At 57.7% G+C, this 14,992-nt stretch carries 20 protein-coding genes; 10 read left to right on the forward strand and 10 right to left on the reverse strand.

Annotated elements, in window-relative coordinates:
* Positions 1 to 98: 98 nt before the first annotated feature.
* On the reverse strand, positions 99 to 548 hold the full coding sequence (locus ACR0FB_RS10950; protein WP_171171524.1) for a CopD family protein: 450 nt from the start codon (positions 546 to 548) through the stop codon (positions 99 to 101).
* Between the two features lie 404 nt (positions 549 to 952).
* Between ACR0FB_RS10950 and ACR0FB_RS10955 the strand changes: the two genes are divergently transcribed.
* The 4 genes from ACR0FB_RS10955 to dnaQ are packed head-to-tail and all read left to right on the forward strand — an operon-like array spanning position 953 to position 3,687.
* A complete protein-coding gene (locus tag ACR0FB_RS10955; RefSeq protein ID WP_152459616.1) occupies positions 953 to 1,552 on the forward strand; it encodes a Maf family protein in 600 nt (199 codons plus the stop codon).
* On the forward strand, positions 1,549 to 2,382 hold the full coding sequence (locus ACR0FB_RS10960; RefSeq protein WP_171635358.1) for a shikimate dehydrogenase: 834 nt from the start codon (positions 1,549 to 1,551) through the stop codon (positions 2,380 to 2,382). Before ACR0FB_RS10955 ends, ACR0FB_RS10960 begins: the two co-directional genes overlap by 4 nt.
* The gene (gene coaE, locus ACR0FB_RS10965; RefSeq protein WP_480491661.1) at positions 2,379 to 2,972 is read left to right on the forward strand and encodes a dephospho-CoA kinase; all 594 of its coding nucleotides are present in this window, start codon (positions 2,379 to 2,381) and stop codon (positions 2,970 to 2,972) included. The genes ACR0FB_RS10960 and coaE overlap by 4 nt, the downstream gene beginning before the upstream one ends.
* Positions 2,965 to 3,687: a DNA polymerase III subunit epsilon gene (gene dnaQ, locus ACR0FB_RS10970; protein ID WP_171724000.1), complete on the forward strand. Its 723-nt coding sequence runs from the start codon at positions 2,965 to 2,967 to the stop codon at positions 3,685 to 3,687. Before coaE ends, dnaQ begins: the two co-directional genes overlap by 8 nt.
* Before the next feature lie 24 nt (positions 3,688 to 3,711).
* Here dnaQ and secB read toward each other — a convergent pair whose 3' ends face one another.
* The gene (gene secB / locus ACR0FB_RS10975; RefSeq protein ID WP_152459620.1) at positions 3,712 to 4,212 is read right to left on the reverse strand and encodes a protein-export chaperone SecB; all 501 of its coding nucleotides are present in this window, start codon (positions 4,210 to 4,212) and stop codon (positions 3,712 to 3,714) included.
* 54 nt (positions 4,213 to 4,266) lie between these two features.
* Positions 4,267 to 4,767 carry an FxsA family protein gene (locus tag ACR0FB_RS10980; protein ID WP_152459621.1) on the reverse strand — a complete coding sequence of 167 codons (501 nt, stop codon included), beginning with the start codon at positions 4,765 to 4,767 and terminating at the stop codon, positions 4,267 to 4,269.
* Positions 4,768 to 4,875: 108 nt separating this feature from the next.
* Here ACR0FB_RS10980 and ACR0FB_RS10985 point away from each other — a divergent pair, with 108 nt between their 5' ends.
* The 3 genes from ACR0FB_RS10985 to ACR0FB_RS10995 are packed head-to-tail and all read left to right on the forward strand — an operon-like array spanning position 4,876 to position 7,159.
* Positions 4,876 to 5,535 (forward strand): Tim44/TimA family putative adaptor protein, encoded by a 660-nt coding sequence (locus ACR0FB_RS10985; RefSeq protein WP_152459622.1) that lies wholly within the window; start codon positions 4,876 to 4,878, stop codon positions 5,533 to 5,535.
* Positions 5,532 to 6,572, forward strand: coding sequence for a murein transglycosylase A (gene mltA, locus ACR0FB_RS10990; protein ID WP_480620625.1), 1,041 nt, complete (start codon positions 5,532 to 5,534; stop codon positions 6,570 to 6,572). The genes ACR0FB_RS10985 and mltA overlap by 4 nt, the downstream gene beginning before the upstream one ends.
* Positions 6,572 to 7,159: a Smr/MutS family protein gene (locus ACR0FB_RS10995; protein ID WP_171723997.1), complete on the forward strand. Its 588-nt coding sequence runs from the start codon at positions 6,572 to 6,574 to the stop codon at positions 7,157 to 7,159. The genes mltA and ACR0FB_RS10995 overlap by 1 nt, the downstream gene beginning before the upstream one ends.
* On the opposite strand, the gene ACR0FB_RS11000 is transcribed toward ACR0FB_RS10995, so the two are convergent.
* From ACR0FB_RS11000 to hslU, 3 genes are all read right to left on the reverse strand, one after another.
* Positions 7,156 to 8,376: an MFS transporter gene (locus tag ACR0FB_RS11000; RefSeq protein WP_480620627.1), complete on the reverse strand. Its 1,221-nt coding sequence runs from the start codon at positions 8,374 to 8,376 to the stop codon at positions 7,156 to 7,158. The genes ACR0FB_RS10995 and ACR0FB_RS11000 overlap by 4 nt on opposite strands.
* Positions 8,373 to 9,473 carry an alpha/beta fold hydrolase gene (locus tag ACR0FB_RS11005; protein ID WP_209834481.1) on the reverse strand — a complete coding sequence of 367 codons (1,101 nt, stop codon included), beginning with the start codon at positions 9,471 to 9,473 and terminating at the stop codon, positions 8,373 to 8,375. The genes ACR0FB_RS11000 and ACR0FB_RS11005 overlap by 4 nt, the downstream gene beginning before the upstream one ends.
* Before the next feature lie 98 nt (positions 9,474 to 9,571).
* A complete protein-coding gene (gene hslU / locus ACR0FB_RS11010; protein ID WP_480620628.1) occupies positions 9,572 to 10,879 on the reverse strand; it encodes an ATP-dependent protease ATPase subunit HslU in 1,308 nt (435 codons plus the stop codon).
* Between the two features lie 199 nt (positions 10,880 to 11,078).
* Between hslU and ACR0FB_RS11015 the strand changes: the two genes are divergently transcribed.
* Positions 11,079 to 11,480, forward strand: a complete 402-nt coding sequence (locus ACR0FB_RS11015; protein WP_209834389.1) for a DM13 domain-containing protein — start codon at positions 11,079 to 11,081, stop codon at positions 11,478 to 11,480.
* Between the two features lie 106 nt (positions 11,481 to 11,586).
* Positions 11,587 to 12,828, forward strand: coding sequence for an MFS transporter (locus tag ACR0FB_RS11020; RefSeq protein WP_171635340.1), 1,242 nt, complete (start codon positions 11,587 to 11,589; stop codon positions 12,826 to 12,828).
* Here the strand turns inward: ACR0FB_RS11020 and hslV are convergent.
* Entirely contained in the window at positions 12,820 to 13,377 is a 558-nt protein-coding gene (gene hslV / locus ACR0FB_RS11025) for an ATP-dependent protease subunit HslV (protein WP_171635337.1), read from the reverse strand. The genes ACR0FB_RS11020 and hslV overlap by 9 nt on opposite strands.
* Before the next feature lie 197 nt (positions 13,378 to 13,574).
* Here hslV and ACR0FB_RS11030 point away from each other — a divergent pair, with 197 nt between their 5' ends.
* Positions 13,575 to 13,769, forward strand: coding sequence for a DUF1127 domain-containing protein (locus ACR0FB_RS11030; RefSeq protein ID WP_171635335.1), 195 nt, complete (start codon positions 13,575 to 13,577; stop codon positions 13,767 to 13,769).
* Positions 13,770 to 13,830: 61 nt separating this feature from the next.
* Here the strand turns inward: ACR0FB_RS11030 and ACR0FB_RS11035 are convergent, their stop codons facing one another.
* From ACR0FB_RS11035 to trxA, 3 genes are all read right to left on the reverse strand, one after another.
* Complete coding sequence (locus tag ACR0FB_RS11035; RefSeq protein WP_210093120.1) at positions 13,831 to 14,193, reverse strand: Lin0512 family protein; 363 nt, start codon at positions 14,191 to 14,193, stop codon at positions 13,831 to 13,833.
* Positions 14,190 to 14,540 carry a Lin0512 family protein gene (locus ACR0FB_RS11040; RefSeq protein WP_480620631.1) on the reverse strand — a complete coding sequence of 117 codons (351 nt, stop codon included), beginning with the start codon at positions 14,538 to 14,540 and terminating at the stop codon, positions 14,190 to 14,192. The genes ACR0FB_RS11035 and ACR0FB_RS11040 overlap by 4 nt, the downstream gene beginning before the upstream one ends.
* Before the next feature lie 74 nt (positions 14,541 to 14,614).
* The gene (trxA, locus tag ACR0FB_RS11045; protein ID WP_348539528.1) at positions 14,615 to 14,986 is read right to left on the reverse strand and encodes a thioredoxin; all 372 of its coding nucleotides are present in this window, start codon (positions 14,984 to 14,986) and stop codon (positions 14,615 to 14,617) included.
* Between the last annotated feature and the right edge of the window lie 6 nt (positions 14,987 to 14,992).

Below are 14,992 nucleotides of genomic sequence, written 5' to 3' on the forward strand. Positions count from 1 at the left end.
CGCGGCACGAAGTGGAATTTCAGTATGGAAGATACGCCGCCCGGACGGGCGTGTTGACCCCTACATAAGCGCAGTGCGGGGCGGAGTCAAACATGCCCTCAGAACTTCAGAACAACCGCCAGAACGATGGCAACCATCAAAACGGTCGGGACCTCGTTCATCATGCGAAACTGCCGCCCACTGAGCGTGTTTCGCCCTTCCAGAAAATCCTTGCGTCGCGCCATCAGCCAGTGATGAAACCAGGTCATGCCGATCACGGCAGCGCCCTTGACCCAAGGCCAGCTCCAGTCCCATCCCACGATGCCCGGCGTGAACACCATGATCAAACCACAAACCCACGCAACGATCATCGCGGGTCTCATGATCACACGCAGCAGCTTTTCTTCCATTTCAAAGAAAATGTCCTGTGCGCCTTCGACGGCCTGCGCCTTTTCGACGTGATAGACGAACAACCTGGGCAGGTAGAACAGGCCGGCCATCCACGAAATCACCGCCATGATATGGAGTGACTTCACCCATGGGTACAAAGTGAACAGAAGATCGGTCATTTCGGCTCCGGGCGTTGTTCGGGACCCTCCCTAATAAAAAAATAAGAAAAGAAAAAGGATGATGGTTTTGTAGGGTGAGTAAAATCCGTGGATTACTTTTTTACACAAGTGTTTTCCCCAGGTGGACAGAGCACGGAATTTTTCAGGTGATTCTGTTGGCTGATATTTTTATTATTTAAAATCAATAGCTTAATAACAGTATTCCTTGTTCCGCTTGGGGATAACTGGTAGGAGAATTTGGGATATCGGGGTTTTCCAGAGAAACCGACTTATCCTTGTCCGGACGGGATGAGATTTGAGCGACTCTGGGATCTCTGGCGCGAAATCCCCGGGGTTGCGTGTCAACCGGAAAACCATACAAAGCACCCCTGAACTCTCAATGATTTGCGCACGGGGTTTTCCACATGTCTGTCCCCATTCTTCTTGCTTCCGGGTCCGCCATTCGCGCGCAGCTGCTTGAAAATGCAGGCGTACCGTTTGTGGTTCAAACCGCGCGCGTGGATGAAGAGACGGCCAAACGTGCCCTGCTGGCTGAAAACGCATCACCACGGGACATTGCCGATACACTCGCAGAAATGAAGGCGCGGAAGGTCAGTGACAAAAATCCCGGTGCCATGGTCCTGGGATGCGATCAGGTTCTGGATTTTGACGGTCAGCTGATGTCAAAGCCGGAAACCCCCGAACAGGCGTTGGCCCAGCTGAAAGCCATGCGAGGCAAGCGTCACATGCTTTTGTCCGCAGCGGTGATCTATCAGAATGCTCAGCCGGTCTGGCGGCATGTGGGGCAGGTACGATTGCGGATGCGGGCCAGTTCCGACGCCTATCTGAAAGATTACGTCGCGCGAAACTGGGACAGTATCCGCCACGCCGTCGGAGCTTACAAGCTGGAGGAAGAAGGTGTCCGCCTGTTCGCCACCATTGACGGCGACTATTTTAACGTTTTGGGTATGCCCCTGTTGGAGCTGCTCAACTTTCTGGCTGTCAAAGGGGTAATCGATCAATGACGGACTATCGGGTTCCTTTGGCCGGTGTGATTGGACATCCCATTGGTCACTCACGATCCCCCAAACTGCATGGTCATTGGCTTAAGACATACGGTCTTGCCGGTCATTACATCCCGATGGATGTGGCACCCGCCGACCTGGAAACTGTGCTGCGCACCCTGCCCAGGGCGGGTTTTGTCGGCGCCAATGTGACCGTTCCCCACAAGGAAGCCGCCTTGAAGATCGCGGATCATGCGTCTGACCGCGCAACAGTGATAGGTGCGGCGAACACTCTGGTGTTTCGTGAAGATGGCTCGATCCACGCGGATAACACTGACGGGTACGGGTTCATGGAGAATCTTCGCACTGGTGCTCCGGACTGGAATGCAAAGGACGGACCGGCTGTTGTCTTCGGGGCCGGAGGGGCCGCGCGCGCCGTGTTGCAGGCATTATCTGACGCGGGTGTTCCGGAAATCCTGCTGACCAACCGAACCCGCGCCCGTGCGGATCATCTGAAAGAGGAATTCGGTCAACGTATCCGCGTGGTGGATTGGGTTCAGGCCGGAAATGTCATCGAAAACGCAGAGCTCGTGGTGAACACCACCTCGTTGGGCATGCAGGGCCAACCGGAATTGCGGGTTCCGCTTGATGGGTTGCAGCCCGGTGCCGTGGTGACAGATCTGGTTTATGCGCCATTGAAAACCCGCCTGTTGCAAACCGCTGAACAGGCAGGATGCACCGCAGTCGATGGGCTGGGCATGTTGCTGCATCAGGCAGTGCCTGGTTTCGAACGCTGGTTCGGCGTGCGCCCCGAAGTTGATGCTGATGCGCGTGCGGCGGCCTTGGCATGAGTTTTGCGCTTGGCCTGACCGGTTCTATCGGCATGGGGAAAAGCACAACGGCGCAGATGTTCGTCGAAAAAGGTTGTGCCTTGTGGGATGCGGACGCGGCGGTGCATCGCCTGTATTCTAGGGGGGGCGCGGCCGTTGGCCCCATGGAACGATTGTTTCCGTCGGCCATTCAGGACGGTGCGGTCAACCGGGAGTCGCTAAAACAGATAATTGCCGCCGATCCTGCTGCGCTGAAGGCCATCGAAGCCATCGTCCACCCTCTGGTCGCTGCTGACCGCGCGGCATTTCGTGAAAGCGCGACACGTGACATCCTGGTGTTCGATATTCCGCTTCTGTTTGAAACGGGCGGTGACGCGGCAATGGACGCGGTGGCGTGTGTTTCGATCCCGGCCGACGAGCAAAAGCGGCGTGTCATGGAACGGGGCACAATGACCGAGGCGCAGTTCGAGCAAATCCGCGCCAAGCAGATGCCGAATGAAGAAAAATGCGCGCGGTCGGATTACGTCATCGTGACCGACACTCTGGACCACGCCCGCGCGCAGGTGCAGGATGTGGTCAGGCAGATACGGGCGGGGATGGCAGATGCGTGAAATTGTACTCGACACCGAAACCACGGGTTTCGATCCCGAAAGCGGTGATCGGATCGTGGAAATCGGCGCCGTTGAACTGTGGAACCACGTCGCAACGGGTGAGACGTATCACGTCTACATCAACCCCGAACGTTCGATGCCGGAAGAGGCATTTGGCGTGCATGGCATCGGCCCGGACCTGTTGGAAAACCCACGCCCGCCCGAAAAGGGTGAAGTGACGCTGAAAGACAAACCGGTTTTTGCCAAGATCGGTCACGCTTTTCGCGAATTCGTCGGCGATGCGCGGCTGGTGATCCACAATGCATCTTTCGACATGAAGTTCCTGAATGCCGAACTGAAATGGATGGGTGCCCCGCTCATCCCGATGGAACAGGCGCTGGATACGCTGGCAATTGCGCGCAAACGGTTTCCCGGCTCTCCGGCCTCACTGGATGCGCTTTGCCGTCGCTTCAATATCGACAACTCGAACCGTGTACTGCACGGCGCGTTGCTCGACTCTGAAATCCTGGCCGAGGTTTATCTTGAGCTGATCGGAGGACGACAGCCCGATTTTGGACTGTCAACATCTGCATCATCCGTGGCAGGCGGCAGCGATGATTGGCGACCGGCACCACGAGCAACGCCACTGCCGTCTCGTATTACCGAGGATGAACGCGCGGCACATGATGCATTCATAGAAAAACTGGGCGACAATGCCCTGTGGACCCGCACCTGAACCCGTCAGGCACGGGCCGAACCCTCAGGCGTCTGTCTTCTGGGACTGTTCGGCCTGACGACGCATCAATTCGTTGCGGTACAGGGCGACGAAATCGATATTGTCCAGATTCACCGGTGGGAAACCGCCGTCGCGAGTGATGTCGCTGACGATGCGGCGCAGGAACGGGAATAGCATCCGCGGGCATTCGATCATCAGGAACGGGTGCAGCTGGTCTTCCGGCACACCTTCCACGTGGAACAGGCCGCAATAGTCCAGTTCACACAGGAACAGAACGTCTTCCAGGCCCTTGGCTTTGGATGTCAGGTTCAGCTTGATCGACACTTCGAACTGGTGGTCAGCCGGGCGCTTCTTGGCGTCCAGATTCACCTGAACCGCGATTTCGGGCTGTACGTCACCGGAAACACCCTTCTGGGCCATCACGTTCTCAAAGGACATGTCGCGGATGAACTGCCCCAGAACGCGCATCTGAACTTGCGGGGCGGCTTTGGCCGCAGTGTTTTCTGCAGCTTTTTCTTCGGCCATGGATCTACTCCAAAAATGAAATTCGCCACTGCTTATCAAGTTGGACGCGGCACCTCAATGCCGGTGGGGGCCTTCCACCCATTTAGACGGCTTTGACGGATCATTTTTCGGGCGGACCTCGGTAAAGTCACCATCTATGATGTCACCCTGATCGAACGGGTTTCCGCGAGATTGAAAACCGGGGCCTTGACCCATCTGAAACTGGGTAACGGTGACTTTCGATCTGAGATACCTGAAAACCGCAACCCGCACGCCGGGAACAAGCAACGCAAATCCAATGGCATCAGTGAAGAATCCCGGTGTAAGCAACAAAGCGCCCGACAACAGGATCATCGCACCATGGGCCAGCGGCTCGGTCGGGTCGTCCAGTTCGGCAAACGACCGTTGCAGGTTTCCCAACGCCATGCGACCTTGTGTCCGCACCAAAACAGTGCCCAAAACCGCCGTTAGCACTACGATGGCAAGGGTTGGCCACAAGCCGATCAACCCGCCAACCTGAATAAACAGCGCGATTTCGATGATGGGCACCAACAAAAATGCCAAGAACAGATACATCTGCGTTATCCTTTCCCTTAGGCCGGGCTGTGGACTTGCCACCTACGGTCACCTACATAGTGGCATGAGGCCGCGTATACAAAGCCGCGGTTCTGAAAAGAGGATGAAATGAACGAACCCATGATCCAGTTGCTGGTCCTGGCCGGAATTGCCGTTTTCCTGATCCTGCGCCTCAAGAGCGTGTTGGGCACGCGTGAAGGTTTTGAGAAACCGCCTGTGCAGCAGCAGCCCGAAGCGCATAAGTCGCGCCGCGATTTCGAAGTGATCGAAGGCGGCCCGGATCATGACATCACAGACCATGTCCCGGAAGACAGCGAGCTGGCACAGACGCTGGCGGCGATGAAACGCGTTGAACCCGGTTTTTCCGTCACCGAGTTTGTTCAGGGTGCCCGCGGTGCCTATGAAATGATCGTGATGGGGTTTGAGAAGGGCAACCTGGACGAGATCCAGCCATTCCTGTCGGAAGAAGTTTTTGAATCCTTCGTTGCGGGCGTCGCCGCACGAGAAGATCAGGGCCTGACGATCGAGGCCGAGTTCATCGGTGTCCGAGAGACGACCCTGACGGATGTGAAATTCGACAAGGATACCAATCAGGCCGAGATCACCATGAAATTCGTGGGTGAACTGACTTCGGTCGTGCGGGATCGCGGTGGCGATATCGTCGAAGGCAGCCCCAACACCGTGAAACGCCAAAAGGACAGCTGGACCTTTGCCCGTGTGATGGGCAAGGACGATCCTAACTGGCTGCTTGTTGCCACGGACGCATGATTGCCACGCTCCGGTCGCTTTTACTGGTGGGTGCAATGACCACTGCCAGCGCTGCCGGGGCCGAGGCAACGCGATCCATTCTGTCGTTCGATGATCTGCGTGGCTGGGCCGAGGATGACCACGGTGCAGCCCTGTCCGTTTTTCTGAACACCTGCGGGGATCTGAAGGATCCCGATTGGCGGGCCCTGTGCGGTGTGGCAAGAACCTATGATGCCGAAGCGGCACGGTCGTTTTTTGAGCTCTTTTTTCGCCCTGTTCTGGTCGAAAATGGTGAGGATGCCCTGTTCACGGGGTATTTCGAACCCGAACTTGATGGTGCGCGTACCCGGACGGATCGTTTCAAGTATCCCATCTACAAAATGCCGCCCGAGGCCCGCGCTGAGGGGCCCTGGCTGAGCCGACGAGAAATCCTGACCGGTGATGTCATGCAGGGCCGCGGGCTTGAGATTGCCTGGGTCGATGACCCCGTAGAGTTGTTTTTTCTGCAAATCCAGGGTTCGGGCCGCGTTCGATTGCCGGATGGCGGCGCTTTGCGCGTCGGGTATGGCGGTGCGAACGGGCATCCCTACAGGTCAATTGGCGTGGAACTGGTGCGGCGCGGCATTCTTGGCGCGCATGAGGTCAGCGCGCAGATGATCCGCGCCTGGGTGCGCAAGAACCCCGAGGCCGGCGCGGAACTGCTTCTCCACAACCCATCATACGTGTTTTTCCGCGAAGTTTCACGTGTCGCGCCCGAGCTTGGGCCGTTGGGCGCCATGAACCGATCTGTCACCACGATGCGCAGCATTGCGGTTGACCCGGCCTATACCCCGTTGGGCGCGCCGGTTTGGGTGGAAAAAGACGGCAAGAAACCGATCCGCCGCCTGATGATCGCGCAGGATACAGGTGCGGCCATCAAAGGCGCGCAGCGGGCCGATATCTTTTTCGGAACGGGGGACGAAGCCGGTCATGCCGCGGGTAAGCTGAAGGATCCGGGTCGGATGGTGCTGTTGCTGCCCATCCAGCGTGCCTATGCCCTGTTGCCGGATGAATTCTGATGACCCGGCGCAAACTGACAAGCGAAGAGATCGAGCTGTGGCGCAAGGTCGCCAAACAGGCCGAGAGGCTGCACCCCGAGATTCCGCAGACGATCCATCCGACCTCTTTGCCGAAACCCAAGCCCAAGAAAACGCCGAAACCCCGTTTTCAGGCATTCGAACTTGGACAGGCCCATCAGTCGAAACCGAAACCGAACGACCTGAAGCCTTCGGTGACGGATGCGTTGCGCAATGCACCGGTTCAGATGGACAACAAGGCCTTTGGCCGGATGAAGCGCGGCAAGCTGAAACCCGAAGGCAAGCTGGATCTGCACGGTATGCGGGTGGCTTCGGCCCACCCGGCGCTGATCCGATTCATCCTGAGCGCGCAAGCACAGGGTAAGCGTCTGGTTCTGGTCGTGACCGGCAAAGGCAAGGATCGGGACGAGCCCGGTCCGATTCCGACGCCGCGCGGTGTTCTGCGAAATCAGGTTCCTCATTGGTTGTCGATCCCACCGCTGGCGCAGGCGGTGATGCAGGTCACGCCGGCTCATATAAGCCACGGCGGAGACGGGGCGTATTACGTGTATCTCAGGCGCGTGCGTTAAAGGTCGCGACGGGCGCGGGAAATACCGACCCAAACAAGGCTGCATACCAGCACGAAGAACAGGCCAATCCAGAAAAACTGAACGCTCAGCGGGATACCAAGGTCAATCAGAACGCCGGTCAGACCGGGACCGATGGCTGACCCCAGTACCATGACAGCCGCAGCCAACGCCTTGATGGCCCCTATATGCCGGGTCCCATAGAATTCTGCCCAGAACGCGCTGGGCAACGTGCTGTTCGCTCCGACCGTCAGGCCAAGAAACACCAACCCGATCGTCGCGCCGCTGATTGATTCAGTCATGCTCAGAACCACAAACCCAACCGCCATCGGAAGCTGATAGAATGGCATGATGCGCGCAGTGCCCCACTTGTCCAATGCCCAGCCCGCAGCAAACATCGACAGCAGTGATACTCCGGTAAAGACCGGGAACAGAGCGACCAGTTGGATATGCTGCCAGCCTTTGACCTCGGCGAAATAGACCTGATGGAAGAAAAACGCGGTGATGAATGCCGATGGCGCAAGCACGGCGGGCACTATGAACCAGAACAAGGGGTCAAACAGCGCGTCGCGACGGCTCCAGTGACGACCCTGCATCCCAATGGCAGAGGATTCGCTGGCAAGGCTTTGCGGTGTTCGTTCCTCGCGCAACAGCCGCAACAGAACGGGAATTCCCAAGGCGGTCATCCCCGCCGCGACGACCCACAGCCAACGCCAGTCCAGGTAAACCATGGCCGCAACAAAGATCAGGGGCAGCAGGGCCTCACCGATGGCATAGCCGATGGATGCAATGGAAAGCGCCTTGCCCCGCGTGACCGTAAACCACCGCGCCATGGCGACCACGGCCAGATGTGTGCTCATCCCCTGACCCAGCAGGCGCAGCAGAAAAATCACCACTGGCAACAGAAGCAGCCAGGTATTCAGCGCCATGGCAAGGGCGGCTAGGGCCAACCCAGCCAGAACCGCCGGACCCAGCACCCGGACGCGAAGGATATCCGTCAGCCCTCCGGCCCAGATCATCACGATGGCCGACAGGGTTGTGCCCAATGTGTATAGCCCACCCCACGCACCGTGGCCGAGGCCGAATTCCGCGCGGATTTCACCGGCAAAGATCGAGATGAAGAATGTTTGCCCGAAGCTGGATAAAAACGTCAGAAGAACGCCGGCGCCAAGCCAGGTGGCATTGTCCAGAAGATACCGACGCAGCTTGAACCGCGTCACGGAGTGGTAACCTGTGCCTGCCCGGTTTCCGTCAGAACAATTTCAGTGGCTCCGTCTGGATTGCGCTCGCTAGGTGGTACCAGAATATCAATGGCTGGTCGGTCTTCCCGCCCGAAGGTATTGTTGACCCGCCGCAATGAGTTGAGGATCGACAACAAAGCCGGAGAGGTCGCGGCAACGAAATGCGAGGATGCGGCATCACTGTTGAAAGCAGTCGTGTCGATCACGCTGATCGGGAATTCCTCGAGCGAGTCAACCGAACTGATGTTCCCCAACCGCTGGCCCTCATCCGTGCCACGCAAGCGGCCCGAGATGTTCAGAATCTTGTCCTTTTGGGACACCATTACGATGAACGGATCGGGGGGGTTGTCGATACGTTTCATCTGCGATCGAAACAGATCAAGATCAAGATCAGGCGAGATCAGAACGACCCCTTCGATGTTTCGCTTGGCCCAGCCGGGTTTCTGCAATTCGGTTTGCCGTATCATCTCCATCGTCAACGCACCGCCCATGGAATGTGCGACCAGAATAACGCGTTTGACACCCATAGCTTTCAGTTCGCGGATGGTCTGTTCCAACCCGTCGCGGGCGAACAGCATACTGTCCAGATCATAGGCATATCCATAGCCCGTCGCGCGGCTGGGCCAGGAATACACCAGCGTTGATCCGGGGAGGCCGATGTCATGTGTCAGCTGCGCCGCGCGGAAGATCGTTTCGGTCTGGGTCGAATTGTAGCCGTGCACAAAGATAGTGACATCATCCTGTCCTCGCAGGTGTTTGCGCAGCCCCTGCGGTCCATCCAACTCGGTCACGTCCGCCAGAACGAATTCTTTCCGCGGATTCGGGTTCGCGTAGGAGAAGCGGAGCGTACCCGGCGTATGCGTGGGTGGGATAGAAACCGTCGTTTCCAGAAACCTGAGCGTTTCACCGCGTCGGAATCCATAGGAGCCATCGGCCTCACGCGCGCGGGTCGTGCTTGCGAAGATGGTTTCAGGTGTTCCGATGTTCACGGCACCGGGCACGACCTCGGACACCGTCCGGTCGACACAGGCGCTGAGCGAAAGGCATATGAACAGAATGACGAAATATCGCAGCACGGGCCAGACCTCGGGGTGACTTGTGCACACGCTATCCTATTCCTGCGCGACGTCCAGCATGGCAAGACCAAAACAACGGCAAAAAACGGCTGGCCGTGTTACAAAACGTAACGGCTCAGATCAGAGGACTTGGTCAACTCACCAAGATTGTCGTTGACGAACTGTGCATCAACGGTGATCTCCGAACCGGCTTTGTCCGGTGCAGCGAAGGACAGTTCTTCGAAAACCCGCTCCATGACCGTGTAAAGACGCCGCGCGCCGATGTTCTCGATGCTCTGGTTCACGTCAGCTGCAATCTTCGCCAATGCCGCGATGCCGTCCTCGGTAAAACTGACGGTCACGTCTTCGGTGCCCATCAACGCAGTGTATTGCAAGGTCAGGGCATTGTCGGTTTCGGTCAGGATGCGCACGAAGTCTTCTTCGGTCAGGGCGCGCAGTTCGACACGGATCGGCAGGCGCCCCTGCAATTCCGGCAACAGATCCGACGGTTTGGCGATGTGAAACGCACCCGAGGCGATGAACAGGATATGGTCGGTTTTGACCGGACCGTGCTTGGTGCTGACGGTGGTTCCCTCGATCAAGGGCAGAAGGTCGCGCTGCACGCCTTCGCGGCTGACATCGCCGCCACGTGCGTCAGAACGGGCGCAAACCTTGTCGATCTCATCCAGAAATACGATGCCGTTTTGTTCGACGGATTCCAACGCGGTGCGGGTGACGGTTTCATCATCCAGCAGCTTGTCGGCCTCTTCCCCGATCAGCGCATCATAGCTTTCGGCGACGGTCATGCGTTTCTTGACGGTCCGTCCACCAAAGGCCTTGCCGAAGATGTCGCCCAGATTCATCATGCCCATCTGACCGCCCGGCTGCCCCGGAATGTCAAACATCGGCATCGGGTTCGAGGTGTCGGACAGTTCCAGCTCGATCACCGTGTCGTCCAGTTCGCCGGCTTTCAGCTTTTTTCGGAAAATCTCGCGCGTGCCTTCGCGCGCATCCGCGCCAGCAATGGCTTCGATCACGCGGTCTTCGGCGGCCTGATGCGCTTTGGCCTTGACGTCTTCGCGCATGAACTCGCGGGTTTGCAGGATGGCCGCATCCGCCAGATCGCGCACGATCTGTTCTACGTCTCGGCCGACATATCCGACTTCGGTGAACTTGGTGGCCTCGACCTTGATAAACGGCGCGCGGGCCAGTTTGGCCAGACGGCGGCTGATTTCGGTCTTGCCGACGCCGGTAGGGCCGATCATCAGGATGTTCTTGGGATATACTTCCTCCCGGATGTCGTCCGGCAATTGCTTGCGGCGCCAGCGATTGCGCAGGGCGACGGCAACGGCACGCTTGGCGTCCTTCTGCCCGATGATGAAGCGATCCAGTTCCGAGACAATCTCGCGCGGGGTCAGGTCGGTCATGTTTAATTCTATCCGTTTGTTTCGCAACGGAACCTAATCATAAGACACGAAAACACAAGCTGATCACGGAAAACTCACACCAACTCACACGTAGCACACGGAAATTGGCGGCGATGTGAATCGTCACGGAACGGTGTGTGCCCCATAGTCTTGCGTGACGGGCAGGTCGCCCGCGACATTCATATGGAGATACCTTATCATGATGACTCGTCGTTCGCTTTTTGCGAAAGCTGCCGCCACGGGCGCTGCTCTTGCTTTGGTTGGCACCCGGGCTGCTTTGGCCGGAGGTGCCAAAAAGAAAGGCACGTTTGAAGGCAGGTCGAACCACATCACCAGCGGATCGGTGAAGCTGGTCAAGGACGGCGAGCGTTACATCGTCGAGTTGGGCGATGATTTCTCGCTGGACGGCGGCCCTGACCCACGGGTGGCCTTTGGGAAAGATGGGACCTATGCGCCCGACACCAAGCTGGGCGCGCTGTTGAACTTGACCGGCAGCCAATCCTATGCCGTTCCGCCGACCATGGATGTTTCTGGCTACAATGAGGTGTACATCTGGTGCGAGGTCGCGGGTGTGCCGCTGGGTGTTGCGTCGCTGAAGTAATTCTTTCGGTCAGCGGCCGGCTCCTCCGGTTGCTGACGCACCGTTAGGTAACAAAGTCGTCGTCTGTTACACTTGTCCCAAGGCATTGGAGCCGGGGACGAATTTAATGACGAAAATTGCCAAGATTACCCTTCTGTTTGTGGTGTTTGTGGATCTGATCGGACAGGGGCTGGTCTTTCCCATCATCAACTCGCTGATCATGGAAACGAAATCCGGGTTTCTGCCCGAAAACACGCCCGAGGGGCGCAGGCATTTCTATTACGGCCTCGTGATCGGGTGCTTTTTCCTGTCGTGGTTTTTGGGCGTTGTCTATGTCTCGAAAGTATCGGATTCGATCGGGCGCAAGAACGCTTTGCTGGTGTGCCTGGGCGGTGCTCTGGCCGGTTATGCCCTGACCATTGCCGCGCTTTATCTCAACAACCTTCTTCTGCTGATCGTCGGGCGTTCGATCACCGGATTCACTGCGGGCAACCAACCCATTGCGCAAGCGGCGATGATCGACGGCAGTACCGACGCGACAGACCGGGACCGGAACATGGGCTATATCGTGACGGGCGTCAGCTTTGGTCTTGTGGGCGGGCCGATCATCGGCGCGGTCTTGTCTGACGCCGCCCTGCTGGGCGGCTTCGCCACGCTGAGAACGCCCTTTTACGGCGCATTTGTCCTTGTGCTGATTGCAATTTTTCTGGTCCTGTTTTTCTTCCAGGATACCCGAACGGATCGCGCGCCCTTTGTTTTCCGTCCCCGTGACATAACAGACAGCCTGATGGCGGTGCGTGGTCATCCGATGGTGTTGAAGATCCTGCCGGTCTATTCGTTCTTCATGATCGCCAATGTCACCTTCTACGTCTTTGTCGACAATTTCCTGACCAGCGCCTTCGGATACGGAGTCATCGGCGGCAGCGTGGCGATGGTCGTCATCGGTGTGGCGCTGGCCTTCTCCAGCACGTTTTTAGTGAAACCCGCGCAGGAGAAATTCAGCAAACATGCGATAATCCGCACATCGCTCATCGTCATGGTGATTTGCGGCTTCGCGTTCGCCTTCAGCCCAAGCGGCGTGTTCAGTTATGTGCCGGTCTTTTTCTTCTATTTCCTGTTCGGAATCGCCTACCCCACCATGCTTGGGCTGTTCTCTTCCAGCGTCAGCGAAGCGGATCAGGGCTGGGTCATGGGTGTGACCACTGCCGTGTTCTGCCTTGCGGGCGGGATCATGTCGCTGATCGGGGGCGGATTGATGAGCATCGATATCCGCGTGCCCTATTACATCGTCATCATCGCAGCGATCATTGGCCTGATCGGCATGCATCGCCGCTGGAAAGGCAAGGAGATCTCGGCGCTGTTAGCCTGAGATCGTCTCAACCGTCAGCTTGCCATTGGTATAGACACAGATATCGGCCGCGATGGCCATTGCCTGACGCGCGACCTCTTCCGCCGACTTGTCACTGTCCATCATCGCGCGGGCAGCGGCCAGGGCAAAATTGCCCCCGGATCCGATGGCAGCCACGTTGTGTTCAGGTTCCAGTACGTCACCCGCCCCGGTGATCACGAACATGTCCTTGCCGTCCGTGACGATCAGCATCGCTTCGAGCTTTTGCAGGTATTTGTCGGTGCGCCAGTCTTTGGCCAATTCCACAGAAGCACGGGCAAGTTGGCCCGGTGTCGCCTCGAGCTTGGCCTCCAGCCGTTCCAGCAACGTGAAGGCGTCGGCCGTCGACCCGGCAAAGCCGGCGACAACTTCGGACCCTCCGGGAGACAGGCGACGCACCTTGCGGGCCGTGCCCTTGATCACGGTTTGACCAAGGCTGACCTGCCCATCACCGGCTATGACGATCTGACCGTCTTTCTTGACGCCAATGATCGTTGTGCCGTGCCAACCGGGAAAGTCGTTGTCTGCCATGATCGTCTCCGTTTTCGCTGGCGGTATATATGGGCTGGGTCGCAGGTTGGCGCAACCCGTTCTTCAGTTGCTTAAAAGATATGCAAAAAACGCATTCCGGGGTTACCGGACCAGCAATTGTGAGTCCGGGCATGCAGGACTACATGAGGCTCACAACCGACAACGGGTCGGCTGTTTCTTCACTAAGGACCGCGCACATGGCAACCACAGCTAACATTCATGCGCCGCTCGGAGCAGCTACCATCCTGCACGTAGTGGACGCGTTCACCAATGTCGTCAACACCGTTGTCGAATGGAAAGAATCCCGCAAAACCCGCAAACTCCTGTCGGAACTCAGCGACGCCCAGCTTGACGATATCGGCCTGAGCCGCGCAGACATCGCCGATTTCTGATGTTCCCGCAGATCGCCAATTCATGACAGCCGCACGGATTTCCGAGCGGCTTTTTCTTTTTTTAGCCCTGAACGTATTTTCCGGAAAGATCAGGCAGAAAAGCCTCGATCGCCGCAGTTGCTACCACGTGCCGCGTTCCCGCTTCTTCGTCGACAACGTCAAGCCCACCTTTGACTGCGCGAACCTCGGCCCTGCCCCGCGGCAGATCCGAGGCAACCAGATCGCAATCCACCTGTTCAGGATCCTGCACGCCGATCGTGACGCTGACGCGCATTTCGGAATGGTCGATCCCCAGTTTTGAAAACAACGTGATAGATGAATGGTGCAAAGCGTCCTGCACCGCGCGGCGGGCTGCCTTGGTATAGTCCCGGCCATACAGGTCGTTACCTGTTCCCATCTCCAGAATGATGCGTTTTTCACTCATTGTGTGGGCTCTATGTCGAAGGAAACGATCAGGGCAGCGTTGGCGATGACCGTGTGCCCGTCACTGTGGGGCTTTGCGATGTCCAGCCCGCCTTGGGTGACAGTGATATTCGGATGACCATAGGGAAAGACAGCTTTCAACGCTTCGGTGTCCACCTGATCCGGCTGCTGAACCCCAATTTCGGCATCAATGATCATCGCCTCTTTCGGAAACCCGAACAGTTCCGCCATGTTGACCGAGTTGTGCCAAAGCGCATCCTTGATCGCCCGCAGTGACGCCTGGGTATAGTCCATCCGGCGCAGGGATGTGCCCATCCCGAATTCCACAAGGACGCGCGTTTTTGCCATTGGTGTCTCCGATGTCTTCAATAGAAAAGGCGCCCCGATCAGAGGCGCCTTCGAGATAATCTGTTAGGACCAGATCAGATGGATTCGTCGATCCAGCTTTGCAGGGCGGCTTTGGGCGCCGCGCCCGCGCGGTTGGAAACGACCTGACCGTCCTTGAAGATGAACAGCGCGGGGATGCCACGCACGCCCATGGCGGCGGCTGAGTTCGGGTTGCTGTCCACATCGACCTTGGCGATTTTGACCTTGTCGCCATACTCGGCCGCCAGCTCTTCCAGCGCAGGGCCGATTTGCTTGCAGGGGCCGCACCATTCGGCCCAGAAATCCACGACCACGGGAACGGTCGAATTCTTGACTTCGGCGTCAAAGGTGTCGTCGGTTACGGCTACGGTCGACATATTCTGTCTCCTGAATGGGGTAAACTTGGGAACAGAACGTATGTGCCGCATCGGGTA

This window comes from Ruegeria sp. P10 (assembly GCF_056534925.1).